Consider the following 21,813-nt stretch of genomic DNA (forward strand, 5'->3'; position numbering starts at 1 on the left):
TCACCCCCGGAAAAAAGTCCCGCAGAGCTTACCAGCCCACACGCCTGATGCTGCACTCAGCCTTGCGGCAATTGCCCGAGCAGGCGCCGCGCTTCTGACGAGCCCTTGGCGGCGGCCTGCTGCAACCAGTGGCGCGCCTGTTCCGGCTCATTGACTTCGGGCAGGCTGCACAGCCGGCCGTATTCCAGTTGCGCACGTCGATCGCCTGCACGGGCCGCCTGTCGCAACAGCTCATGACCTATGCGACGATCGCGGGCATTGCCGCAATCACGACAGAGCATCTGCCCCAGCCGGCTCTGCGCCACCACCACACCTTCGCGCGCGGGCTGCTTGAGCAGCCGGCCGGCGAAATGCTTGACCTGTGGCCTGTCGCCCAGCCGTGGATTATCCAGCAGCCACAGCGCCACCTTCAGGGAAAAGCGCCGGGGTTCGGAAACGGGTGATGGAGACGCAACAGGCTCGGAGGGTTTACCGCGAAACTTCATAAAAAAGGGCGAGACATTTCTTGGGGCGCGCACTCTACCCGATTTTTCCGACGACTGCCCGAGGCATTTTTGAAGATTTTTTCGATTCTGCCGAAATTTTTTCTTGACCTTTCCGGGGTGATTTTTTAGCCAGTACTACAACCATGAAGAATTGTCGGACAGCCCTTCACAAGCTGGCACACCCGTCCTAGAGCAAGCGCTCGGGACAATCCACAGAAGCTGTGGATAACTCGGTGGACAACCGCTTCCGACAACCCGCAAACCCCGGTGGAATGGGGCTTACAGTCAAACTGTCGATTTTTTCACCAGCTAAAAAAAGTGTTTTTTTTCATTGACTTGTCCCCTCGAGCAAGTCAATGGGCAAGGCTTGCCGAAGCGTTACAGCGGCGTGACAACGGTCGCTCCAAGTGTGCACAAGCGCCCCAAAGCGAGGCGGCACCCTGCACCATCGCGGCCGTTCGCACCTGAAACCGGGGCTTCACAGCGCCGACCAAAGCAGACATAATGCTCGGCTCGCCAGGCGAAAGAAAAAAAGCTTGCCACTGGCGTGCGTCGCCGGTAACCTTGCCGCCGTTAGTACCAAGCTGAAAGTCAATTCTGGCCAAAGCGGTCCTTGCAGCATCGCCCACTCCCAAGGGCCATCCTGCTGAAAACAGGACCCGCCACCAAAGCTCCCCAGGCAAATCCATACCCGCCCTGCCGAGCCCTCCAGCCGATTGAACAGGATCCTCACCCCAAGGCGCAGAACCTTGCCGTGGCGTGTTGCCTGTCCTCCGAAGTACCTACCAGTCAGCCCAAGGCGCCACTACCTTATTTGCGCTCATCACTGGCTGCCCTGTTCCAGACAGGTTCTTCCGCATTTACCGACTAAAGGTCTGCGTGACTGGAACGTTTGAAATATATACGGCTCAAAATGCCGTATCTCATGCAGGAACGTCCTAACAATGATGAATCATGACACCCGTACCCAAGCGGCCATCCGCACCCTGACCCAGGCTTTCGCCCCTCTGAACTGCATCATTCTCGCCTCGCGCAAGAACAGCTTCAGCTTCACCCTGGTCGATGAAAACGGCATCGCCCAACACAGCGAACGCCTGTACCCCGAGCAATACACCCGTGCCGAACCGCTGCAAGCGATCATCGACCGGACTCGTCAGGCGCTGGTCGCCTGACGCAACACCCCTTCTTCCAAGCCCCTCGTTCGAGGGGCTTTTGCTGTCTGCAGATCCCTTTCGATAGCCTCCCGCCACCTTCCGTTTTTAAGCACCGATCGGCATATGAGTTATAACGAGAAGCCGGAAACGATTTAAAAACAGCCCTTTACAGCGCAAATATGACACTACACTTCAACTCAAGCGGCCTTGCCCGCTTCCGGCGGGCCTGACCCCGACCCACCTGCTGCCAAGCACCAGCGTCCCGCCGGCCACTTTCGAGTCGAGAGCACCATGGGTATCGCCGCGAGCGAATTGAGCCAATACGTGATCCGTCCCACGCTGATCTATCTGGACCGTCACTGCCCCAGCGCCGAAGCGCTACTACTGGGCGTGGCGGCCAGCGAATCGGCCCTCGGCGCGGCCCTGCACGACCGCCGCGGCCACGGCCTCTACCGCATCGGCGAATTGCGTCATCAACTCCTCTGGGATGACTTTCTCGCCCGCGATCCGGAACTGGCGAGCCTGGTGCGTGGTCTGGCTAGTCAACATGCCTTTCTCAACGGTCCACACATGGAACTGACGGTGAATTTGCGCTACGCCACCGCCATTGCATGGATGCTCATCGAAGAACAGGCGCCTCGATTGCCCGACGCCGACGATCTGATCGGCCTGGCAAGAATTTGGCGCCAGATATTTCAGCCCCAGGGCAGGCTGCGCGACTTCACCCGGGCCTGGCAGGCCTGCATCGCGCCCCTGCACCACCAGGCATGTTAGGAAAATTACTACATTAAAAAACGGAAAAAATTACCAAACTTAGTCGGATTGTCCTACAAAACCGCTCTATCTCCGGCGATTCAGCCTATAGCGCGCCCAGAGAAATGTTGGTAATTTGCGCCCCGGTGATCCCCTGGAGTTCTAATAATGAAAAAAGTCACACTCATCAAAACCACCCTCAGTCTCGCTGTCGCCTTTGCCTCGTCCAACCTCCTCGCCAGCGGCTTTGCCCTCAACGAGCAAAGCATCAGCGGCATGGGTACCGGTTTCGCCGGTCGTTCTTCTGCCGCTGACGACGCCAGCACCGTGTTCGGCAACCCCGCCGGCATGTCTCGCCTGAAACGCGAACAGGTCACCGTGGGCGGCGCCGCGGTCATTGCCAAGACCGATATCAAGAACGGCCGCGGCACCTTCGGCGGCAGCAACGACGGCGACATGGTTCCGGTCGTGGGCGTGCCCATGGGCTACTACGTCAAGCCGATCGATGAGCACTGGGCGTTCGGCTTTGGCATGTACGTTCCTTTCGGCCTGCTGACCGACTACGAAAAAGGCTTTGCCGGCCGCTACTTCGGCAGCAAGTCCGAAGTTCAGGTGGTCACCCTGCAGCCAACCGTTTCCTACGCCTTCAACGACAAGGTCTCGATCGGTTTCGGTCCGACCATCAACCGTATCGAAGGCGCCCTGGAGTCCGCGGCACTGAACCGTGGCAGCCTGGGCAGGAACGACGGCAAGGTGAAGATCTCCGGTGACGACACCGCCATCGGCTACAACATCGGCATCCTGGTCCAGGCCACCGACAGCACCCGCGTCGGCCTGACCTACCACTCGATGGTCGACTACAAGCTCGAAGGCGACACCAAGATCCAGGGCTCTGGCTTCAGTGTCTTCAACGGCTCCAAATACGACGCCTCGCTGAAGATCAAGACCCCGGAATCGGTGGACTTCTCGATCACCCACGAGCTGGACGACCAGTGGACCCTCTACGCAGGCAGCACCTGGACCCGCTGGAGCCGCCTGGAAGCCATCACCGTCAACAACAAGGGCGTGCCCGCAGCACTGGCACCGACCCTGGGTCAGATCAGCGAAGAGCAGAACTGGCATGACACCTGGGCACACGCCATCGGCGCGTCCTACAAGCTGAACAAGGAATGGGTACTGCGTACCGGCTTCACCGTCGACCAGTCGCCGACCAACAACGTCAACCGCTCCCCGCGCATCCCGACGGGCGACCGCAAGATCTTCAGCATCGGCGCCGGCTGGAGCCCGAACGAAGACATGACCATCGACGTGGCTTACTCCTACCTGTGGGAAGAAGACGCGAAAATCAACCAGACCACGTCGCCGACCGACCCTGCACACTTCAAGGGTTCGTACAGCGCCACCTACGAGAACAGTGCACACGGCGTGGGCGCATCCCTCACCTACCGCTTCTGATTTCGCCTCTGGTTGTGTGAAGAAACCGCCCTCGTGGCGGTTTTTTCATGCCCCCGACCTGACCCGCCACTCGTCTCCCAGACTCGCCCGGAGGAAGTCCTGAAAGGCGCGCACCTTGGGCGTGAGGGCGAAGCGGTCGGTGACGCACAGGTAGATATCCATCGGCTCTGCCTGGGCGTAGGCCTGGTCCGCGCTGGCGTACTCGAACAACGGCACCAGCTCGCCCCGCTCGAGAAAAGGTCGGGCGACAAATTCGGCGAGCCGGGTGATACCCCCATCGCGAGCCGCCATCTGCGCCAGTACATCGATGTCGTCGCTGATCAGTACGTCGCCGAACTCCGCGTCGAAACGTAGCCCGTCCCGCACGAACCCCCAGCGCAGGAAGCGCCCGTCCACGGGGTAGCGAAATACCAGGCAGCGACGCTGCTTGAGCTCTTCCGGGCTTTGCGGCCAGCCCTCGCGCGCCAGGTAACCGGGCGAGGCACAGCAGATGAAGGGCACCTGGGCGATATGCCGGGCCAGCAGGCCATCTTCCAGTTGCGGGGTAATGCGCAGGCTCACGTCCACGCCCTGGCGCGCGTGGTCGACCTTGTTGTCACTCGTAAGCAGTTCAATCGAAAGCCGCGGATAAAGCGCGCTGAACGCTGGAATCAGTCCGGCCAGTACATGCCGGCCGAATGCCGAGGTGGTGGCGATGCACAACCGGCCCTGGGGTTCACTGTCCACTGTAGTCACCGCCCGCTGCGCCTCTTCCAGATCGCGCTCGATGTACCGGACCTTCTCGTAGTACAGCGTTCCACTGGGCGTCAGCACCATGCTGCGCGTGGTGCGGGACAGCAGGCGTACCTGCAGGTGCGTTTCGAGACGGGCGATATTCTGGCTCACCGCCGCCGCGCTCAGGCCGAGACTGCGGGCGCCGCCGGCGATGCTGCCGGCTTCCACCACCTTGATGAAGCTCTTGATCAGACCCAGCAGATTCACGGGCGGCCTCCTGGGATTCGTAAGTTTCCCTTTATAAAGACCTAAGCCCTGCCCGTCTACTTGAGCGGGCGGCTGCCTTGCTAACCTGCGGCCTCCCCATCGAATCACCGCGAGGAAACGCTATGACTGCATCCGCCACCACCCGCCGCCGCAAACTGGGCGTGCGCGCCACGCCCTATGTCTTTGCGTTCTATATGTCATCGATCATGGCGTTGCTGATGTGCTTCGTGATCACCGCCGCCAACAGCGGGATCAACGAGTACTATCTGGGCAACGTGCTGAAGGCCTACCAACTGGCCATGCCGGTGGCGTTCGCCTGTGTGCTGGTGGTGCGCCCGATCGTCATCAAGCTGGTGTCGTGGACCGTGCATCCCGCCAAATGATCAGGGCTGCGAGGCGATGGCCTTTTCGATAGCCGCTTTGAAGTCCGGGTCGTCCGGCTTGGTCAGGCTGGAGAAACTGGCCACCACCTTGCCCTGGCGGTCGACCACGTACTTGTAGAAATTCCACTTCGGCGCGCTGCTCTGGCGAGCCAGCTCAAGGAACAGCGGCGTGGCGTTGTCGCCGCGCACCCGCTGCGCCTCACTCATGGTGAAGGTCACGCCGTAGTTGGCGTAGCAGACCTTGGCGGTCTTCTCGCTGTCGGCGTCTTCCTGCCTGAAGTCGTTGGACGGCACGCCGAGCATCTCCAGACCCTGCCCGTGATACGCCTTGTACACCGCTTCGAGCCCTTCGAACTGCGGCGCGAAACCACAATAGCTGGCGGTATTGACCACCACCAGGGGCTTGCCACCGAACTGCTCGCACAAATCGATCCGGTCCTTGGAGCGCAGCTTCGGCAATTCGCCCTGCAATAAGGCCGGACAGCCTGCGGCGAAGGCAAAGCTGCTGAAACCGAACAGGACAGAGGCAATCAACAGACGGCGTGCGTGCATGAAGGTTCTCCTTTTGATGTGCGAACCTTCAGCCTACGCCTAACAGACGCTCATGCCCAACTGCATCAACGCCAGCCCGCCCTTCTGCCAGCCCCACCAGGCCAGCACCAGCAGCAACGCCGCCAGCGCCAGCCCGGCGAGCCAGGCGCCGTAGCGACTCACGCCGCCCCCGCCGACGCCTGCAACCGCGCCACCGGACGCTCGCGCACCGGCCAGTTGAGCGCCGCCGCCAGCAGGCTGAGCAGGATCGAGATCTGCCAGACCAGGTCGTAGTTGCCGGTCTGGTCATACACCAGACCGCCCAGCCAGCCACCGAGGAAGGCGCCCAACTGGTGGAACAGGAAGACGATTCCGCCGAGCATCGACAGGTTGCGCACGCCGAACAGGGTCGCCACCGTACCGTTGGTCAACGGTACGGTGGACAGCCACAGCAGGCCCATGGCGATGCCGAACAGATAGGCACTGAATTCGCTCACCGGCGCCCACAGGAACAGCACGATCACCACCGCACGCAGCAGGTACAGAGCGGCCAGCAGACGTGGCTTGGACATGCGCCCGCCGAGCCAACCGGCCGTGTAGGTACCCACGATATTGAACAACCCGACCAGCGCCAGCACCGTGGTGCCGATGGTCGCCGGCAGGTGCTGGTCCACCAGGTAGGCCGGCAGGTGCACGCCGATGAACACCACCTGGAAGCCACAGACGAAGAAGCCCAGCGCCAGCAGCCAGAAGCCCGGGTGAGCACAGGCTTCGCGCAGCGCTTCACCGAGGGTCTGTTCATGACCCTGGGCCGGCAGCGGCCGGTCCTTGAGCATCGTCACCAGCGGCACGATGAAGGCCACCATCAGGCCCAGTACCAGCAGCGCCACCGACCAGCCCAGCCAGTTGATCAGCCCGAGGGTGCCGGGCAGCATGGCGAACTGGCCGAAGGAGCCGGCGGCGCTGGCAATGCCCATGGCCATGCTGCGTTTTTCCGGCGGCACGGCACGACCGACCACACCGAGGATTACCGAGAACGAGGTGCCGGAGAGGCCGATACCGATGAGCAGGCCGGCACTCAGCGACAGGGAAACCGGCGAGTCCGACAACCCCATCAGTACCAGCCCGCTGGCATAGAGGATGCCACCGATCACCACCACCCTGGCCGCGCCGAGGCGGTCGGCCAAAGCGCCGGCAAAGGGTTGGGCCAACCCCCAGATCAGGTTCTGCAAGGCAATGGCGAAGGCGAACACGCCGCGGCCCCAGCCGAATTCGGCGCTCATCGGCGCCAGGAACAGGCCGAAGCCGTGTCGCACGCCCAGCGACAACGCGAGGATCAGGGCCGCGCCCAGCAGGATCCAGCCACTGGTTCGCCATACGGATGTCATTGTTATTCGCTCCTGTGCCGGGTGGAATATGCGGGTATATACCCGCTTGATGTCGTCAAAAACTCAAGCCAACTGTTTCAGCAGACGGACCAGTTCATCGCGCTGATCCTCGCCCAGGGTGTCTATCAACTGCGTCTGGGCCTGCTCCCAGGCAGGCTCGGCATCACGCAGGCGCGCCACGCCCAACTCGGTCAGCAACACCAGGCGGTTGCGCAGATCGTCGCCCTCGGCCAGGGCCACCAGGCCATCGGCCTCAAGCACCTTGAGGTTGCGGCCCAAGGTGCTGCGGTCCAGGCCCATGGCGTCGGCCAGGGACGAGATGCTCGGCTTGTCGAGGCGTTGCAGGTGCCGCAGCAGGGAAAACTGGGCGACATTGATGCCGAAGCCGGCAAGGGCTTCGTCGTAATGCCGGCTCACCCCTCGGGCAGCGCGACGCAAATGGGTGCAGATGCAGGTACTGGTCAACATGAATGCATGTATATACCCGCATCTTTTGTTACACAATGGGGAATTACAAAATATTTCAGCCCAGAGTCAGGGCAAGGCTGAGCAATACCGCCAGTTCGAGCAGTTCCAGCAAGGCGCCCGCGGTGTCGCCGGTGGTGCCACCCAGCCGTCGCATCATCGAGCGTCGCAGCATCAGGAATACCCCGGTAGCGACGACCAGCGCCAGCCAGCCACCGAGCATCAGGCAAGCCCCGGCGCTCGCCCCCAGCACCCAGTACGCCGCCTGGCGCGGCAGATGGTCTTTCAGCGCCTGTCCCAACCCACCGGGGCGCACATAGGGCGTGGTGAGGAACAGCGCCAGCATCGCCGCCCGCCCTAGCACCGGTGCCAGCAGCAACAACGCGCCCTGCCCGGCCTCCACCAGCGCCAGCAGTGCGCAGAACTTCAGCAGCAGCACCAGCACCAGGGTGACCACGGCAATCGGCCCGCTGCGCGGGTCCTTCATGATGGTCAGGGTGCGCTCTCGGTCGCCGAAACCGCCCAGCCAGGCATCGGCGCTGTCGGCCAGCCCGTCCAGGTGCAGGCCGCCACTCAGCATGACCCAGGCCGCCAGCAGCAGCGCGGCATGCAACAGCGGCTGCGTGCCCTGCAGCAAGCCATCGAATCCCCACAGCAGCAGGCCGAAGAGCAAACCCACCAGCGGATAGAACAACAACGAACGGCCGTTCTGTTGCGGCGATGGCATGCCCGGCAGACTCACCGGCAGGCTGCTGAGAAATTGCAGGGCGATCCAGAAGGGCAACATGGGTCTGTCTCTCTCGGCTCAGCTCAAACCGTGGGAGCCGGCGTTGCCGGCGATGGCGCCAGAACAGGCAACCGGGTTGTCAGCACCGGCCTCATCACTGCGGTTCGGCGCTCCGACAAGACTAGCGCCCACGAGAACCCGACCATCCGCCTCGACATGCACGCGATGCAATGCGCCATGCCCCACCTGCACCTGCAGCAACTGCTCCTTCGGCAGCCCACGGGCACGGGCCAGCAACAGGCGCATCACGCCGCCATGGGTCACCAGCAGCACCCGCTCGCCGGCATAGCTCTTCTGCAAAAGCTCCAGCGCTGCCGACACCCGCTCGGCAAAGGCCGCCACCGGCTCACCGCCCGGGGGCGTGAAGCCGTAGGGATCGGCCCAGAACTGTCCCAGCTCGGCTTCGTGGTCCTGCATCAGATCGAGGGCACTGCGCCCTTCCCAGTCGCCGAAATGCAGCTCCTGAAAACCTGGCTCAAGCGTCAATGGCAAGCCAAGGCCTTCAGCCAGCACCTCGGCAAAACGCGCGCAGCGCTGCAACGGCGAGCTCACCAGCCGATCCCAGGGACCGGCCTCGGCCACCGCCGCGTGCATCTGCGCCCAGCCGATGTCGGTCAGGGCATCGTCGAGACTGCCGCGAAAGCCGCCGCCCAGTTCGGTCTCGCCGTGGCGCAGCAGGTCGAGGATCATGCCGGGCGATCCGCCACCGACGCCTCGGCGAAGGTCGCCATCTGCCCGTGCAGATCACAGGCCAGACGCAGCAGCGGTACCGCCAGCGCCGCACCGCTGCCCTCGCCCAGGCGCAGGCCCAGTTCCAGCAGTGGCTCGCCCTCCAGCTCCGCCAGCACCCGGCGATGGCCAGGCTCGGCACCACGATGACCGAACAACAGCCACGGGCGGCAGGACGGGTTGATCCGCGTCGCCACCAGCGCCGCCACGGTGCAGATGAAACCGTCCACCAGCACCGCCACGCCTTCCTGGGCGCAAGCCAGGTAAGCGCCCACCAGCGCGGCGATCTCCAGACCACCGACATGCAGCAGCGCCTGCATCGGATCGCGCATCGCGTCACCGTGCAGCGTCAATGCCGCCTCGATCACGTCGGCCTTGTGCCGCACCCCGGCGGCGTCCAGGCCAGTGCCCGGCCCGCTCAGTTCGATGGCCGGGCAACCGAGCAGCGCGCAGGCCAGCGCGCTGGCAGCGGTGGTATTGCCGATGCCCATCTCGCCACCGATAAACAGCCGTGCGCCCGCCTGCACCGCCCGCAAGGCGCTGTCGCGTCCAGCGTGCAGCGCGCGCTCGCCCTGCGCCGCCGTCATCGCCGGCCCTCGGGCGAAGTTGGCAGTGCCCGGCGCAATGCGCTCGTGACGCACGCCCGGGAGGTCCAGCGCCAGATTCACCGTGCCCAGATCCACCACTTCCAGCCGTGCATCCAGTTGCCGGGCAAGCACGCTGATGGCCGCACCGCCGCTGACGAAGTTGAGCAGCATCTGCCCGGTAACTTCCTGCGGATAGGCGGAAATGCCTTCGGCGACCACCCCGTGGTCACCGGCGAAGATGCTGATCCACACCTGTTCCAGCGTCGGCTTGAGGCGGCCCTGCAAGGCCGCCAGCTCCACAGTCACCTGTTCCAGCCGGCCCAGCGAACCGGCCGGCTTGGTCAATTGCTGCTGACGGGCCAACGCCTCGGCACGCACCTGTGGGTCGGCGGCGCGACACGGATTCAGCCACCACTGTTGACTCATGATTCGGCTCCCTTGAGGAAAAGCGGCAGGCCGGCGACGGTGAGCACCACGCGCTGGCAACGTGCGGCGACGGCCTGGTGCAACCAGCCCGCCTCATCGACATAACGACGGGTCAGTTCGCCCATGGGCACCACGCCCAGCCCGGTTTCGTTGCTGACCAGGATGATTTCTCCCGGCAATTCCGGCAGGCAGGCCAGCAGCGCATCACGCTCGGCGGCCAGGCGCTCGGGATCGTCGAGCATCAGCAGATTGGTCAGCCACAGGGTCAGGCAGTCCACCAGCAGGCAGCGGTCGGCGGCGGCTTGGGCACGCAGCACACGGGCCAGCGCCAGGGGTTCTTCGATCAGGCCCCATTCGGCGGGGCGACGCTCGCGGTGCAGTTGCACCCGGGCGTTCATTTCACCGTCCAGTGGTTCGCTGGTGGCGATGTAGGTGACCGCCAGGCCGCTGGCCACGGCCCGCTGTTCGGCGAGGCGGCTCTTGCCCGAGCGGGCACCGCCGAGGATCAGGTTGAGCATGTCAGTCCAGCCCACAGAGTTGACGGAGCCGGGCGCAATCCAGGTGCTTGTCCACCAGATCGGCCAGGCGTTCGATGTCCCGCTCGCGCAGGGCGTGGTAGTCCACCCGCTCGACCTCGCCGAGCCCCGCCCAGCGCAGCAGCGCCGCGCAGGAGTCCGGCGACTCGAACAGGCCGTGCAGGTAGGTGGCGAGGATCTGCCCGTCGGCGCTGATGGCACCGTCACGGCGACCGTCCGCCAGGCGAACCGCCGGCTGCTCCAGCGCCGGCCCGGAGGTGACGCCCGCATGGATCTCGTAGCCGCCGATGGCGGCCTGCTCCAGCTCCAGCACGCCGCTGACATTGCGCAGTTGCTTCTCCGCCTCCAGCACCGTGGCGTAGTCCAGCAGGCCGAGGCCGCGACTGCTGCCGGCGGCACCTTCGAGGCCCAGCGGATCGTGGACCTCGCGACCGAGCATCTGCAGCCCGCCGCAAATACCCAGCAGCTTGCCGCCGTAGCGCAGGTGGCGGGCAATCGCCTGCTCCCAACCGCGCTCGCGCAGTTGGGCAAGGTCGCCGCGCACGCTCTTGGAGCCGGGCAGGATGATCAGGTCGGCCGGCGGGATCGGCTGGCCGGGGCCGACGAATTGCAGGTCCACCTGCGGGTGCAGGCGCAACGGATCGAAATCGGTGTGGTTACTGATGCGCGGCAGCACCGGCACGATCACCTTGAGCACCTGGGCCGCCTTGTCGCCCTGACGTTGGTCGATGCCGTCCTCGGCCTCCAGATGCAGATCGGTGACATAGGGCAACACGCCCAGCACCGGTTTGCCGGTGCGTGCCTCCAGCCAGTCGAGGCCCGGTTGCAGCAGGGCGATATCGCCGCGGAAGCGGTTGATGACAAAGCCCTTGACCCGCGCCTGCTCGCTCGGCGACAGCAACTCCAGGGTGCCGACCAGGTGGGCGAAGACGCCGCCGCGGTTGATGTCGGCGATCAGGATCACCGGGCAGTCCACCGCTTCGGCAAAACCCATGTTGGCGATATCGCCGGCACGCAGGTTGATCTCGGCCGGCGAGCCTGCGCCCTCCACCATCACCACCGGATACGCGGCACTGAGTCGCTGGTGCGAGGCCAGCACCGCCTGCATGGCGATGGCCTTGTAGTCGTGATAGGCCACCGCGTTCATGCTGGTGACCGCCCGGCCATGGACGATGACCTGGGCGCCAGTGTCGCTGTTGGGTTTGAGCAGCACCGGATTCATGTCGGTATGAGGCTCAAGCCCTGAAGCCTGGGCCTGCACCGCCTGGGCCCGGCCGATCTCGCCGCCGTCGGCGGTTACCGCGCTGTTCAGCGCCATGTTTTGCGGCTTGAACGGCACCACGCCGACGCCCTGGCGCTTGAGCCAGCGGCACAGCGCGGTCACCAGGGTGCTCTTGCCGGCGTCGGAGGTGGTGCCTTGCACCATCAGCGTGGTCATGCCTGCTCCTTGCGGTAGTCATTCAGTGCGGCGGCCAGTCGCTGCCAGTCGGCGTCTTCGGCGGGCAGGCCGAAGCGCAGGGCCGGCGGTTGTTCGAACAGGCGCAGGAGAATGCCGCGCCGCGCCATGAAATCGTGGAAGGCCGCAGCCTGGTCGAGGCGCAGGTACTGGAACAGATCGCAACCGCCCGCGGGTACGAGGCCGGCCTTTTCCAGCAGTGCAGCGAGACGAGCACGGGCGGCGGCGCAGCGTTCAGTCTGCAACTGCTGGCTGGCGCGGTCGCTGAAGCAGGCCTGGGCCAGTGCCCGGGTCGGACCGCTGACGGACCAGGGCCCCAACTCCTCGGCCAGGGCCCGCAGCAATGAAGGCTGGGCCAGCACGCAGCCGAGGCGCACACCCGCCAGCCCGAAGAACTTGCCAAACGAACGCAGCACGATCAGCCCTTCCCGCTCACTGCAGGCAGCGATGCTGTCAGCCGGGGTGTTGTCCATGAACGCCTCGTCCACCAGCAGCCAGCCGCCGTGTCGGGCCAACCGTTGATGCCAGTCGAGCAAGGTGTCCACCGGCACCACGCGACCGGTGGGGTTGTTGGGGTTGACCACCACCAGCACATCCAGATCGTCCAGGCGCTCCGCCAGTTGCGCTTCGTCCAGCTCCAGCACCTGGTGACCGGCGCGGCGCCAACCTTCGGCGTGCTCGGCATAGCAAGGCGAAAGCACCCCGACGGTACCCCGTGGCCGCAGCCGTGGCAGAGCCTGGATCGCCGCCTGGGAACCGGCCACGGGCAACAGCTGCGAGACGCCGTAATAGGCCGCCGCCGCGCGCTCCAGGCCGTCGTCGGTTTCCGGCAGCCGCGCCCAGGCGCTCAGGGGAATCTCGGGAATCGGGAAAGACCAGGGCGCGATGCCGCTGGACAGGTCCAGCCAGTCTTCACGGGCGATCCCATAGCGCTCGATCGCCCGCAGCAGGCGACCACCGTGTTCAAGCATAAAACTCAGCTCCCAGACACAGCAGCAGCAACCACAACCAGACGCCCTGGCAGACCAGCCGCCAGCCGCGCTCGATGGAACCGGCATCGGCCGGCTCGCCTTCACCCAAGCGGGCGCGCTCGTGCAATTCACCATGGTAGACCGCAGGGCCGCCCAGCTCGACGCCGAGGGCGCCGGCACCCGCGGCCATCACCGGGCCGGCGTTGGGGCTGTCCCACTGCGGTGCCTGCTGGCGCCAGCACTTCAGGGCCAGACGGGTCTTGCCCAGCAGCGCGTAGGTCAGCGCCACCAGCCGCGCGGGAATGTAGTTGAGGACATCGTCGATCCGTGCCGCGGCCCAGCCAAAGCGCTCGAAACGTTCATTGCGGTAGCCCCACATGGCATCCAACGTGTTGCTCAGGCGATAGAGCACCACACCCGGTGCGCCAGCCACGACAAACCAGAACAGCGCGGCAAACACCGCGTCGCTGCCGTTCTCCAGCACCGATTCGGTGGCGGCGCGAGCGACGGCGGTCTCGTCCAGTTCGCGGGTCTGCCGGCTGACCAGATAGCCGACGCGCTTGCGGGCCTCTTCCAGATCGCCACCGCGCAGCGCATCGGCCACCGGCTGCACGTGCTCGCCGAGGCTGCGCAGGCCGAGGGCGCAATACAGCGCAAGAATTTCCACCAGCCAACCGATGTACGGCAGCCAGGACAAGGCCGTGACCAGCAGGGTCAAGGGCACCACGGCGAGGAACCAGGCGGTGACGCCATGGCTGCGCCAGCCCCGCCCACCGGCGTTGAACCGCTGCTCCAGGCGCCCGGCCATGTTGCCGAAGGCCACCAGCGGATGCCCGCGCCGTGGTTCGCCCAGCAGCGCATCCAGCGCCACGCCGGCAACGGTCAGCAAGGCCACACTCATTCGGTTTCTCCCCATTGATTGGCAAACAGCATGTCCGCCAGCGGTCGCGGCGTGGTCCAGCCTTCCAGCGCCAGCATCGGCGCCGGGTAGAACGCGTGCACCGGTCCCAGGCAGAGGATCGCCAGCGGCTTGGCCCCCGCCGGCATGCCCAGCAGGTCGGCGAGCGCTTCGGGATCGAACAGCGATACCCAGCCCATGCCCAGCCCTTCGGCGCGGGCGGCCAGCCACAGGTTCTGGATGGCGCAGGACAGCGAGGCCAGGTCCATCTCCGGCAGGGTGCGACGGCCGAAGATATGCGGTTCGCGCTTGTCCATCAGGGCGGCTACCAGCACTTCGGCGCAGTCGTTGATGCCCTCGACCTTGAGCTTCATGAATTCGTCGGAACGCTGGCCCAGTGCTTCGGCGGTGCGCAGGCGCTCGTCTTCCACCAGCGCCTGGATGCGCTGGCGCAGCTCGCGGCGGGTGATACGGATAAAACGCCAGGGCTGCATCAGGCCGACACTGGGCGCCTGATGAGCCGCTTCCAGCAAGCGCGCCAGCAGTTCGGGGGCGACTTCACCACCGCTGAAGTGGCGCATGTCGCGGCGCTCGCCGATGGCGCGGTAGATCGCCGCGCGTTCGGCCGGGCTGTAGGCGTGATCGCTCATGGCGCCAGCAGCGCCGCCGTCGCATCAGGGTTGGACGGAAAGTAGAAATGCACGTAGGAGGCGGTCAGCCGGCCGATGCGGTACACCGCTTCCGCACCGCGTCCGCCGTTGGGGCTCTGCCCGCGGGCGACCGGCTCCAGCTCGGTACTGGTCAGGGAGTGGTGATAGGTGTGCCCACGCAACGTGCCTTCCGGCAGTTCCACGGCCTGCAAGGCCAGGGCCGCGAGGCGCTTCTGCATCACCGCTTCGCCCGCCAGCAGGCCGGCCAGCTCGGCGCGCTCGCCAGCGACGTCGGTGAGGGCCTCGAGCAGGTACAGCATGCCGCCACACTCGGCCAGCAACGGCTTACCAGCCTGGTGGTGGGCGCGGATGGCGGCCAGCATCGGGGCATTGCCCGCGAGGGCATGGTGATGCAGCTCCGGATAGCCACCGGGCAAGTACAGGCTGTCGGCCTCGGGAATCGCACCGTCATGAATCGGCGAGAAGAAGCTCAGCTCCGCGCCCATGGCCCGCAGCAGATCGAGGTTGGCGCCATAGGTGAAGGCGAAGGCTTCGTCACGGGCCACCGCGATGCGCACGCCCTGCAAGCGGCGCTCGGTGGCGACCGGCTCGGGCGCGGCAAAGGCCACCGGGGGCGGCAGCGACGACTGGCAACTGTCGCCGAGGGCCTTGGCGGCGGCATCGAGACGCAGGTCGAGGTCAGTCAGCTCGCTGGCCTGGACCAGCCCCAGATGCCGGCTCGGCAGTTCGATAGCGGTTTCCCGCGACAGTCCACCGTACCAGCGCAGCCCTTCGGTCAGGCTGCCTTCCAGCAGTTGCGCATGGCGCAGCGAGCCGACACGGTTGGCCAGCACACCGGCAAACGGCAGGTCCGGCTGATAGCGCGCCAAGCCAAGGGCCAGGGCGCCGAAGGTCTGGGCCATGGCAGTGCCGTCGATCACTGCCAGCACCGGTACGCCAAAATGGCGGGCCAGGTCGGCGCTGGACGGCGTACCGTCGAACAGCCCCATCACGCCCTCGATCAGGATCAGGTCGGCTTCGGCGGCCGCCTCCCAGAGCAGGCGACGGCTTTCTTCGGCGCCGACCATCCACAGGTCGAGCTGATACACCGGCGCGCCGCTGGCGCGCTCGAGAATCATCGGGTCAAGGAAATCAGGGCCGCACTTGAACACCCGCACCTCGCGCCCCTGGTTGCGATGCAGGCGCGCCAGGGCGGCGGTGACGGTGGTCTTGCCCTGGCCGGAGGCCGGCGCGGCGATCAGCACCGCCGGGCAATGCCGGGTGTCGCTCATAGTTCGACGCCCTTCTGCGCCCGGATACCGGCCTGGAAGGCGTGCTTGATCATGCCCATTTCGGTGACGGTGTCGGCCAGTTCGATCATGTCGTCCTTGGCGCCGCGGCCGGTGACGATCACGTGCTGCATCGGCGGACGCGCCTGCAGGTCGGCGAGCACCTGGTCGAGATCCAGATAACCGTGCTTGAGGGCAATGTTCAGTTCGTCGAGGACCACGAAGCCGATGGCCGGATCCTGCAGCAGTTGCCGGGACACCGCCCAGGCCGCTTCGGCGGCGGCGATGTCGCGCTGGCGGTCCTGGGTTTCCCAGGTAAAGCCCTCGCCCATCACGTGGTAGCGCACCTGCTCGGGGAAGCGACGGAAGAACAGCTCTTCGCCGGTGGCATTGCGGCCCTTGATGAACTGCACCACGCCGCACTGCATGCCGTGGCCCATGGCCCGGGCAAGCATGCCGAACGCCGAACTGCTCTTGCCCTTGCCGTTGCCGCTGAGCACCAGCAGCAGGCCGCATTCGTTGGGGGCATTGGCGATACGCTCGTCGATCACCGCCTTCTTGCGCTGCATGCGCGCCAGGTGGCGTTCGTCACGTTCGGTGGATTCGGTCATCGGGATCTCCGCGAGCCACTGTCGGCCCAGGCTGGACCGAAATCAACGGCCAGTGGCGACAGATAAGGGATGGTGGCACACGGAACACGCGCAGAAGCCAGGCGGCGTCGCCCGGAAAACCGCGCATCACCCTCCGTGATGCCGTTGAACTGTCGCAGGCCGGTCTCCGGGCTCATGAGCGGGTAGCGAAACCCTGGCCGGGCGCCTTCCCGGGTGACGACACCCAGTGGCCATGCGCAGCCTTGACTCATTTACCGTTGCGGGGGCAGCGCCGGAATGACGCGTGCCTGACGCGCTCACCGGCTTCCCTGTTTCACCCTGTCGGCCGGCGGGCCACAGAGCACCTGAAACAAGTCGCGAAGGTTAGAGGGTTGCATCCGGAGCGTCAATGAAAGGCGCCCTGTACGGCGCGTTCGATGGCGTTTCTGTCGTCTTGTGCCACACTCTGCGCAGTGATATCAAAGTGCCACGCTTTTCCCGCTGTAGCTCGTACAACAATTACGAAGGAGAGCAGCATGCAAGGCCTGATCATCAACAACCCCAGCCTGGAATTCCTGCGCCCGGCGCTGGAGCGCTGGGGCGAGTGCATCGAGCGCTTCAACCAGGTCCTCGGCGACAACGAAGGCCCGTATTGGCAAAGCGCCCGGAGCAACCTCGGGATTCTCTCCAGCGCCCTCTGGCAAGCCGAACTGGTGACCCTGCAGGATTTCCAGAGCAAGAAGCAGCGCGACGAATGCGAACGCGGCGCCCGCTGCGACCTGCTGGTGGCCAGCCGCGACGAATCGGCGTACCTGCATGTCAGCCAGCGCTGGCCGAAAGTGGGCCGGGTCGATCTGAGCAGCGCCCTGCAGGAAGCGACCACCACGGCCCGAAGCATCGCCTATCCCAGCCAGTTGAAGATCGCCACGCTGTTCGCCAGCCCGTGCAAGCTCGGCCAGTACGCCAGCCCGGAGGAACTGCAGGACTTCGTCGACGACCTGCAAAAGCACAACGCCTGCGCGATTGCCTGGTGCTTCCCCTATGGCTACCGGAAGTTGCACGACGAACTCGGGCAGTATTACCCCGGTGTCGCCCTGCTGCTGAAACAGGCCTGACTGCACCGATTGAACCTCCGGCGTCCGCTCCACCTCTGACCTTGTAGACCGACCGGTCAAGAGAAAGGAGCGGACCATGTCTTCACTGCGCATCGCCTTGCTGCTGGCAATCACTACCGGCCTGAGCGCCTGCGGTGAAAACGCCCGCCTCCAGGTCACCGACGGCAGCGGCCCTTCGCCGCAACTGCCGGAACCGAACAAGACCCTGATCCCTACCGTGAACATCGCCCCCGCCGTCGGCTGGCCCGACGGCGGCAAGCCGACCGCCGCACCCGGCACCCAGGTGGCGGCCTTCGCCAGCGGCCTGGACCACCCGCGCTGGCTCTACGTACTGCCCAACGGCGATGTGCTGGTGGCGGAAACCAACGCCCCGCCGAAACCCGAGGATGGCAAGGGCATCAAGGGTTGGGTGATGAAAAAAGTCATGGCCCGCGCCGGCGCCGGAGTGCCAAGCGCCAACCGCATCAGCCTGCTGCGGGACGCCGATGGCGACGGCGTGGCGGAAACCCGCACGGTCTTCCTCGACAACCTCAATTCGCCCTTCGGCATGGCGCTGGTGGGCAACGATTTCTACGTCGCCGACACCGACCGGCTGCTGCGCTTCCAGTATCAGCCCGGCAGCACGTCGATCAGCGGCCCCGGCCAACCCGTGACGGACCTGCCGGGCGGACCGCTGAACCATCACTGGACCAAGAACGTCATCGCCAGCCGCGATGGCAAGAAGCTCTATGTCACCGTCGGCTCCAACAGCAACGTTGCCGAGAACGGCATGGACCAGGAGCAAGGCCGCGCGGCGATCTGGGAAGTCGACCCTGCCACGGGCCAGCACCGGATCTTCGCGTCCGGCCTGCGCAACCCCAATGGTCTGGCCTGGGAGCCCCACAGCGGGCAACTGTGGACGGCGGTGAACGAGCGCGACGAGATCGGCAGCGACCTGGTGCCGGACTACATCACTTCGGTGCGCGACGGTGGCTTCTATGGCTGGCCCTATAGCTACTATGGCCAGCATGTGGATGTCCGGGTACAGCCGCAAGACCCGAACCTGGTGGCCAAGGCCATCGCCCCCGACTATGCGGTCGGCCCGCATACCGCTTCCCTGGGCCTGACCTTCGCCGAACCCGGCGTATTGCCTCCGCCCTTCGACCAGGGTGCGCTCATCGGCCAGCACGGTTCGTGGAACCGCAAGCCCCACAGCGGCTACAAGGTGCTGTTCGTGCCGTTCAGCGCAGACGGCAAGCCGGCGGGCAAGCCCATCGATCTGCTGACCGGATTTCTCAATGACGATGGCAAGGCCATGGGGCGGCCGGTCGGAGTGATCAATGACGGGCGCGGCGGCCTGTTGGTGGCCGATGATGTGGGCAATGTGATCTGGCGGGTGTCGAAAGCCCGCTAGCGTTTGCGGCAGAGGGTAAGCCCGTCGCCCAGCGGCAGCAGTGACAGGTCGACCCTCTCGTCATCCCGCAGCGCCAGGTTGAGCGCCTGGATCGCCCGGGTATCGGCGCTGTCCGGCTGCGCCTGCAGGACGCGACCACTCCACAGGGTGTTGTCGAACAGCAGCAGACCGCCCTGGCGCAGCAAGCGCAGGCCGTGCTCCAGGTACACCGGGTAGTTGGCCTTGTCGGCGTCGATGAACATCAGGTCGAAGGCGCCGTCCGCCAGGGTCGCCAGGGTGTCCAGCGCCGGGCCGGGGCGCAGGTCGATATGCCCTTCCACACCCGCCTCACGCCAGTAGCGACGGGCAATGCCGTGGTAGTCGCCAGGCAGGTCGCAGCACAACAGCTTGCCATCCGGCGGTAGCGCTCCAGCAATGCACAGGGCGCTGTAGCCGGTGAAGGTGCCCACTTCGATGGCATTGCGTACCCCACCCAATCGCGCCAGCAACGCCATCAACTGCCCCTGCTCGGGCGCGATCTGCCAACTGGCGTTGGGCAGCGCCCGGGTTTCCTCGCGCAGACGCGCCAGCAGCGGCGTCTCACGCAAGGAGACCCGCTGCAGGTAGTCGTAGAGGGGATCGTCGAGGTAAAGCGTCTGGCCGGTCATCCGCTCACCTCGCCGGAATCAGGGGTTGTGTGCCAGGTGCGCGGGGGCTTGCAGCACACGCTTGGCCTGGAGGTAGGACTTCTGCCAGTAGTTGTTCGACAGGTAGTCCAGGCGCACCGTGCCGCCCGTGGACGGCGCATGGACGAAGCGGCCTTCGCCGACGTAGATGCCGGCATGGTTGACCTGGCTCGCGCCATTGGTGGCGAAGAACACCAGGTCGCCGGATTGCAGGGAGTCCTTCGAGACGTCCGGCGCGCGCATCACGATCAGCTCGCGAGTGGAGCGCGGCAGGGCAATACCCGCGGCGTCACGGTAGACGTAGCCGATCAAGCCGCTGCAATCGAAACCGGAGTCCGGGGTATTGCCGCCCCAGCGATACGGCGTGCCCACCAGCCCCAGCGCACGGAACAACACGTCCTCCGCTTCGGGCGAGAACGATACCTGGGGAGCATTGAATACAGGCTGGACCACCGGGGCCGGGGTCGGGGCGTGACTGGAGCAGGCACCGAGCAGTGCCGCCAGGGACAATACCGCTAAACGCGCCATTATCGACATCATCAGAACATCCTGTCATGAAGCCGGAAAGGTGAGAATCAAGATTAGACTAATTCTGTAAACACGCACGGCGACGAGCTTTTCAGCATCGTCGCCGTGTACCTGACGTCAGCGGAAACTCAGTTGCGCGAGAGCGTGGTCGGTGCCATTGCCAGCGCGCGCTTGGCTTCGATGAACGTCTTGCTCCAGTAGCGATCGCCGAGGCTGTCGATACGCACGCCACCGCTGCGACGGCTGCTGGAGTGGATGAACTGGTTGTCGCCCAGGTAGATACCGGCGTGGCTGACGCGACCACGGCCGTTGGTGCTGAAGAACAGCAGGTCACCCGGCTTGAGGTTGTTGCGCGAGACCAGCGGAGCATCCACGTTGATCATTTCGCGGGTGGAGCGCGGCAGGTTCATGCCGGCTTCTTCGCGGAACAGGTAACCGATGAAGCCACTGCAATCGAAGCCCGACTGCTCGGAGGTGCCGCCGAAGCGGTAGCGGGTACCGATCAGCGACATGCCACGTTCGAGGATGCTGTCGGCCAGGACGGGCAGTTGGTAAGACTTGGTGCTGGAGAAGGTTTCCAGATCCTGCTCGGTCGCCAGCTCTTCGTCGAACACCGAGGCATCGGCGTCGGAGACGGTGGATTTGGTGGCGGACTTGGCGGAAACGGAGAAGTGATCCTGCTCTTGCGGGGCCGGGCTATGCGCGGCGCAACCGAACAACAGTGTCACGAGTGCGAGGGGCACGAGGGGTGCGAAGCGATTCAGCATGGGCACGACCGTGTCTAGAGTTCAAAGAAGTCGAGACTATGCCTTCTATCGATTCGATTTGCAAATTCAATCGAAAAAAATGTGACTTTTCCGTATCGAGGCTCTGGGACGCTGTTTACCAGCCCAATGTTTCCTTCAGAAACGGAATCGTCAGCTTGCGTTTTTCCTGCAGCGACGCCTGGTCCAGACGCTCCAGCAGGTCGAACAGCGCGCTCATGCTGCGGGTGCCGCGGGTGAGGATGAAGTGACCGACTTCGTCGGTAAGGTGCAGGCCCCGACGGGAAGCCCGCAACTGCAAGGCGCGCAGTTTATCTTCATCGGACAGGGCACGCATCTGGAAAATCAGCGCCATGGTCAGGCGCGACTTGAGGTCGGCGAGCTTGATCGGCAGTTCCCGCGGCGAAGCGGATGCGGCCAGCAGCAGGCGGCGGCCGCTGTCACGCAGGCGGTTGAACAGATGGAACATGGCCTCTTCCCACTCCGGCTTGCCGGCGATGACATGCAGGTCGTCGAGGCAGACCAGCTCGTACTGTTCGAGGTGATCCAGCAGTTCGACACCACGGTCGAGCAGTTGCGCCAGGGGAAGGTAGACGGCGGGTTCGCCCAGTTGCTCGAAGCGCAGGCAGGCAGCCTGCAGCAGGTGCGTGCGCCCGACACCCTGCTTGCCCCACAGGTAGATCAGGCTTTCCGTCCAGCCGGCGTCGGCTTCGCAGAGTCGCTCGACGTAGCCCAATGCGGCGGCGTTGGCACCCGGATAGTAGTTGATGAAGGTGGCGTCATCGCGCAGACGCACACCCAGGGGCAACTGGATCGGTTTCATGCTGGCTGGGC

At 65.1% G+C, this 21,813-nt stretch carries 25 protein-coding genes, 1 pseudogene and 1 riboswitch; of the genes and pseudogenes, 6 read left to right on the forward strand and 20 right to left on the reverse strand.

Annotation, left to right across the window (positions count from 1 at the left end):
- Nucleotides 1-56: 56 nt before the first annotated feature.
- Nucleotides 57-485 (reverse strand): tetratricopeptide repeat protein, encoded by a 429-nt coding sequence (locus tag AC05QJ_RS24580; protein WP_476743841.1) that lies wholly within the window; start codon nt 483-485, stop codon nt 57-59.
- A gap of 947 nt (nt 486-1,432) precedes the next feature.
- On the opposite strand from AC05QJ_RS24580, the gene AC05QJ_RS24585 reads away from it, so the two are divergent.
- The 3 genes from AC05QJ_RS24585 (at nt 1,433) to AC05QJ_RS24595 (ending at nt 3,847) form a co-directional block, all read left to right on the forward strand.
- Nucleotides 1,433-1,657 carry a hypothetical protein gene (locus AC05QJ_RS24585; RefSeq protein WP_476748001.1) on the forward strand — a complete coding sequence of 75 codons (225 nt, stop codon included), beginning with the start codon at nt 1,433-1,435 and terminating at the stop codon, nt 1,655-1,657.
- A gap of 273 nt (nt 1,658-1,930) precedes the next feature.
- Entirely contained in the window at nt 1,931-2,413 is a 483-nt protein-coding gene (locus AC05QJ_RS24590) for a hypothetical protein (protein WP_476743842.1), read from the forward strand.
- Between the two features lie 147 nt (nt 2,414-2,560).
- The gene (locus tag AC05QJ_RS24595) at nt 2,561-3,847 is read left to right on the forward strand and encodes an OmpP1/FadL family transporter (protein WP_476743843.1); all 1,287 of its coding nucleotides are present in this window, start codon (nt 2,561-2,563) and stop codon (nt 3,845-3,847) included.
- Between the two features lie 45 nt (nt 3,848-3,892).
- Here the strand turns inward: AC05QJ_RS24595 and AC05QJ_RS24600 are convergent, their stop codons facing one another.
- Nucleotides 3,893-4,828, reverse strand: a complete 936-nt coding sequence (locus AC05QJ_RS24600; protein ID WP_476743844.1) for a LysR family transcriptional regulator — start codon at nt 4,826-4,828, stop codon at nt 3,893-3,895.
- Between the two features lie 122 nt (nt 4,829-4,950).
- Between AC05QJ_RS24600 and AC05QJ_RS24605 the strand changes: the two genes are divergently transcribed.
- The gene (locus AC05QJ_RS24605) at nt 4,951-5,211 is read left to right on the forward strand and encodes a DUF2798 domain-containing protein (protein WP_476743845.1); all 261 of its coding nucleotides are present in this window, start codon (nt 4,951-4,953) and stop codon (nt 5,209-5,211) included.
- Here AC05QJ_RS24605 and AC05QJ_RS24610 read toward each other — a convergent pair whose 3' ends face one another.
- The 14 genes and pseudogenes from AC05QJ_RS24610 to cobO all read right to left on the reverse strand — a co-directional run bounded on the left by AC05QJ_RS24610 (nt 5,212) and on the right by cobO (nt 16,535).
- The gene (locus tag AC05QJ_RS24610; RefSeq protein WP_476743846.1) at nt 5,212-5,763 is read right to left on the reverse strand and encodes a glutathione peroxidase; all 552 of its coding nucleotides are present in this window, start codon (nt 5,761-5,763) and stop codon (nt 5,212-5,214) included.
- A 39-nt stretch (nt 5,764-5,802) separates the two neighbouring features.
- Nucleotides 5,803-5,925, reverse strand: coding sequence for a hypothetical protein (locus AC05QJ_RS24615; protein WP_476743847.1), 123 nt, complete (start codon nt 5,923-5,925; stop codon nt 5,803-5,805).
- Nucleotides 5,922-7,130: an MFS transporter gene (locus AC05QJ_RS24620; RefSeq protein ID WP_476743848.1), complete on the reverse strand. Its 1,209-nt coding sequence runs from the start codon at nt 7,128-7,130 to the stop codon at nt 5,922-5,924. The genes AC05QJ_RS24615 and AC05QJ_RS24620 overlap by 4 nt, the downstream gene beginning before the upstream one ends.
- Before the next feature lie 63 nt (nt 7,131-7,193).
- On the reverse strand, nt 7,194-7,598 hold the full coding sequence (locus tag AC05QJ_RS24625) for a MarR family winged helix-turn-helix transcriptional regulator (RefSeq protein ID WP_476743849.1): 405 nt from the start codon (nt 7,596-7,598) through the stop codon (nt 7,194-7,196).
- Nucleotides 7,599-7,653: 55 nt separating this feature from the next.
- Nucleotides 7,654-8,382: an adenosylcobinamide-GDP ribazoletransferase gene (locus tag AC05QJ_RS24630; protein WP_476743850.1), complete on the reverse strand. Its 729-nt coding sequence runs from the start codon at nt 8,380-8,382 to the stop codon at nt 7,654-7,656.
- A gap of 135 nt (nt 8,383-8,517) precedes the next feature.
- Nucleotides 8,518-9,072 (reverse strand): annotated as a pseudogene (gene cobC, locus AC05QJ_RS24635) (alpha-ribazole phosphatase family protein); the annotation flags it as partial.
- The gene (gene cobT, locus AC05QJ_RS24640) at nt 9,069-10,124 is read right to left on the reverse strand and encodes a nicotinate-nucleotide--dimethylbenzimidazole phosphoribosyltransferase (protein ID WP_476743851.1); all 1,056 of its coding nucleotides are present in this window, start codon (nt 10,122-10,124) and stop codon (nt 9,069-9,071) included. The gene cobT and the pseudogene cobC, both read right to left, overlap by 4 nt.
- Nucleotides 10,121-10,642: a bifunctional adenosylcobinamide kinase/adenosylcobinamide-phosphate guanylyltransferase gene (gene cobU, locus AC05QJ_RS24645; RefSeq protein WP_476743852.1), complete on the reverse strand. Its 522-nt coding sequence runs from the start codon at nt 10,640-10,642 to the stop codon at nt 10,121-10,123. Before cobU ends, cobT begins: the two co-directional genes overlap by 4 nt.
- 1 nt (nt 10,643) lies before the next feature.
- A complete protein-coding gene (locus tag AC05QJ_RS24650; protein ID WP_476743853.1) occupies nt 10,644-12,098 on the reverse strand; it encodes a cobyric acid synthase in 1,455 nt (484 codons plus the stop codon).
- Nucleotides 12,095-13,087, reverse strand: coding sequence for a threonine-phosphate decarboxylase CobD (gene cobD / locus AC05QJ_RS24655; protein WP_476743854.1), 993 nt, complete (start codon nt 13,085-13,087; stop codon nt 12,095-12,097). Before cobD ends, AC05QJ_RS24650 begins: the two co-directional genes overlap by 4 nt.
- Complete coding sequence (cbiB, locus tag AC05QJ_RS24660; protein WP_476743855.1) at nt 13,080-13,988, reverse strand: adenosylcobinamide-phosphate synthase CbiB; 909 nt, start codon at nt 13,986-13,988, stop codon at nt 13,080-13,082. The genes cobD and cbiB overlap by 8 nt, the downstream gene beginning before the upstream one ends.
- Nucleotides 13,985-14,635, reverse strand: a complete 651-nt coding sequence (gene bluB / locus AC05QJ_RS24665; RefSeq protein ID WP_476743856.1) for a 5,6-dimethylbenzimidazole synthase — start codon at nt 14,633-14,635, stop codon at nt 13,985-13,987. The genes cbiB and bluB overlap by 4 nt, the downstream gene beginning before the upstream one ends.
- Nucleotides 14,632-15,927, reverse strand: coding sequence for a cobyrinate a,c-diamide synthase (locus tag AC05QJ_RS24670; RefSeq protein WP_476743857.1), 1,296 nt, complete (start codon nt 15,925-15,927; stop codon nt 14,632-14,634). The genes bluB and AC05QJ_RS24670 overlap by 4 nt, the downstream gene beginning before the upstream one ends.
- On the reverse strand, nt 15,924-16,535 hold the full coding sequence (gene cobO, locus AC05QJ_RS24675; RefSeq protein ID WP_476743858.1) for a cob(I)yrinic acid a,c-diamide adenosyltransferase: 612 nt from the start codon (nt 16,533-16,535) through the stop codon (nt 15,924-15,926). The genes AC05QJ_RS24670 and cobO overlap by 4 nt, the downstream gene beginning before the upstream one ends.
- Nucleotides 16,536-16,675: 140 nt before the next feature.
- Nucleotides 16,676-16,898, reverse strand: a riboswitch (cobalamin riboswitch).
- Between the two features lie 152 nt (nt 16,899-17,050).
- Between cobO and AC05QJ_RS24680 the strand changes: the two genes are divergently transcribed.
- Entirely contained in the window at nt 17,051-17,629 is a 579-nt protein-coding gene (locus AC05QJ_RS24680; RefSeq protein WP_476743859.1) for a hypothetical protein, read from the forward strand.
- A 76-nt stretch (nt 17,630-17,705) separates the two neighbouring features.
- Complete coding sequence (locus tag AC05QJ_RS24685) at nt 17,706-19,022, forward strand: PQQ-dependent sugar dehydrogenase (protein ID WP_476743860.1); 1,317 nt, start codon at nt 17,706-17,708, stop codon at nt 19,020-19,022.
- Here the strand turns inward: AC05QJ_RS24685 and AC05QJ_RS24690 are convergent.
- The 4 genes from AC05QJ_RS24690 to hda form a co-directional block, all read right to left on the reverse strand.
- Nucleotides 19,019-19,669: an O-methyltransferase gene (locus AC05QJ_RS24690; protein WP_476743861.1), complete on the reverse strand. Its 651-nt coding sequence runs from the start codon at nt 19,667-19,669 to the stop codon at nt 19,019-19,021. The genes AC05QJ_RS24685 and AC05QJ_RS24690 overlap by 4 nt on opposite strands.
- An 18-nt stretch (nt 19,670-19,687) precedes the next feature.
- Entirely contained in the window at nt 19,688-20,224 is a 537-nt protein-coding gene (locus AC05QJ_RS24695) for a C40 family peptidase (protein WP_476748002.1), read from the reverse strand.
- A 119-nt stretch (nt 20,225-20,343) separates the two neighbouring features.
- On the reverse strand, nt 20,344-20,982 hold the full coding sequence (locus tag AC05QJ_RS24700) for a C40 family peptidase (RefSeq protein WP_476743862.1): 639 nt from the start codon (nt 20,980-20,982) through the stop codon (nt 20,344-20,346).
- Between the two features lie 115 nt (nt 20,983-21,097).
- The gene (gene hda / locus AC05QJ_RS24705; RefSeq protein WP_476743863.1) at nt 21,098-21,802 is read right to left on the reverse strand and encodes a DnaA regulatory inactivator Hda; all 705 of its coding nucleotides are present in this window, start codon (nt 21,800-21,802) and stop codon (nt 21,098-21,100) included.
- Nucleotides 21,803-21,813: the final 11 nt, after the last annotated feature.

This window comes from Pseudomonas sp. TUM25319 (genome assembly GCF_056388475.1).

Coding starts and splice junctions, on each gene's coding strand:
- AC05QJ_RS24580 (WP_476743841.1), bottom strand. CDS start 485: ATGAAGTTTCGCGGTAAACCCTCCGAGCCTGTTGCGTCTCCATCACCC.
- AC05QJ_RS24605 (WP_476743845.1), top strand. CDS start 4,951: ATGACTGCATCCGCCACCACCCGCCGCCGCAAACTGGGCGTGCGCGCC.
- cobD (WP_476743854.1), bottom strand. CDS start 13,087: ATGCTTGAACACGGTGGTCGCCTGCTGCGGGCGATCGAGCGCTATGGG.
- AC05QJ_RS24610 (WP_476743846.1), bottom strand. CDS start 5,763: ATGCACGCACGCCGTCTGTTGATTGCCTCTGTCCTGTTCGGTTTCAGC.
- AC05QJ_RS24700 (WP_476743862.1), bottom strand. CDS start 20,982: ATGCTGAATCGCTTCGCACCCCTCGTGCCCCTCGCACTCGTGACACTG.
- bluB (WP_476743856.1), bottom strand. CDS start 14,635: ATGAGCGATCACGCCTACAGCCCGGCCGAACGCGCGGCGATCTACCGC.
- AC05QJ_RS24685 (WP_476743860.1), top strand. CDS start 17,706: ATGTCTTCACTGCGCATCGCCTTGCTGCTGGCAATCACTACCGGCCTG.
- AC05QJ_RS24590 (WP_476743842.1), top strand. CDS start 1,931: ATGGGTATCGCCGCGAGCGAATTGAGCCAATACGTGATCCGTCCCACG.
- AC05QJ_RS24625 (WP_476743849.1), bottom strand. CDS start 7,598: ATGTTGACCAGTACCTGCATCTGCACCCATTTGCGTCGCGCTGCCCGA.
- AC05QJ_RS24650 (WP_476743853.1), bottom strand. CDS start 12,098: ATGACCACGCTGATGGTGCAAGGCACCACCTCCGACGCCGGCAAGAGC.
- AC05QJ_RS24620 (WP_476743848.1), bottom strand. CDS start 7,130: ATGACATCCGTATGGCGAACCAGTGGCTGGATCCTGCTGGGCGCGGCC.
- cobT (WP_476743851.1), bottom strand. CDS start 10,124: ATGAGTCAACAGTGGTGGCTGAATCCGTGTCGCGCCGCCGACCCACAG.
- AC05QJ_RS24585 (WP_476748001.1), top strand. CDS start 1,433: ATGAATCATGACACCCGTACCCAAGCGGCCATCCGCACCCTGACCCAG.
- AC05QJ_RS24595 (WP_476743843.1), top strand. CDS start 2,561: ATGAAAAAAGTCACACTCATCAAAACCACCCTCAGTCTCGCTGTCGCC.
- AC05QJ_RS24630 (WP_476743850.1), bottom strand. CDS start 8,382: ATGTTGCCCTTCTGGATCGCCCTGCAATTTCTCAGCAGCCTGCCGGTG.
- AC05QJ_RS24690 (WP_476743861.1), bottom strand. CDS start 19,669: ATGACCGGCCAGACGCTTTACCTCGACGATCCCCTCTACGACTACCTG.
- AC05QJ_RS24680 (WP_476743859.1), top strand. CDS start 17,051: ATGCAAGGCCTGATCATCAACAACCCCAGCCTGGAATTCCTGCGCCCG.
- hda (WP_476743863.1), bottom strand. CDS start 21,802: ATGAAACCGATCCAGTTGCCCCTGGGTGTGCGTCTGCGCGATGACGCC.
- AC05QJ_RS24670 (WP_476743857.1), bottom strand. CDS start 15,927: ATGAGCGACACCCGGCATTGCCCGGCGGTGCTGATCGCCGCGCCGGCC.
- AC05QJ_RS24695 (WP_476748002.1), bottom strand. CDS start 20,224: ATGTCGATAATGGCGCGTTTAGCGGTATTGTCCCTGGCGGCACTGCTC.
- cobU (WP_476743852.1), bottom strand. CDS start 10,642: ATGCTCAACCTGATCCTCGGCGGTGCCCGCTCGGGCAAGAGCCGCCTC.
- cobO (WP_476743858.1), bottom strand. CDS start 16,535: ATGACCGAATCCACCGAACGTGACGAACGCCACCTGGCGCGCATGCAG.
- cbiB (WP_476743855.1), bottom strand. CDS start 13,988: ATGAGTGTGGCCTTGCTGACCGTTGCCGGCGTGGCGCTGGATGCGCTG.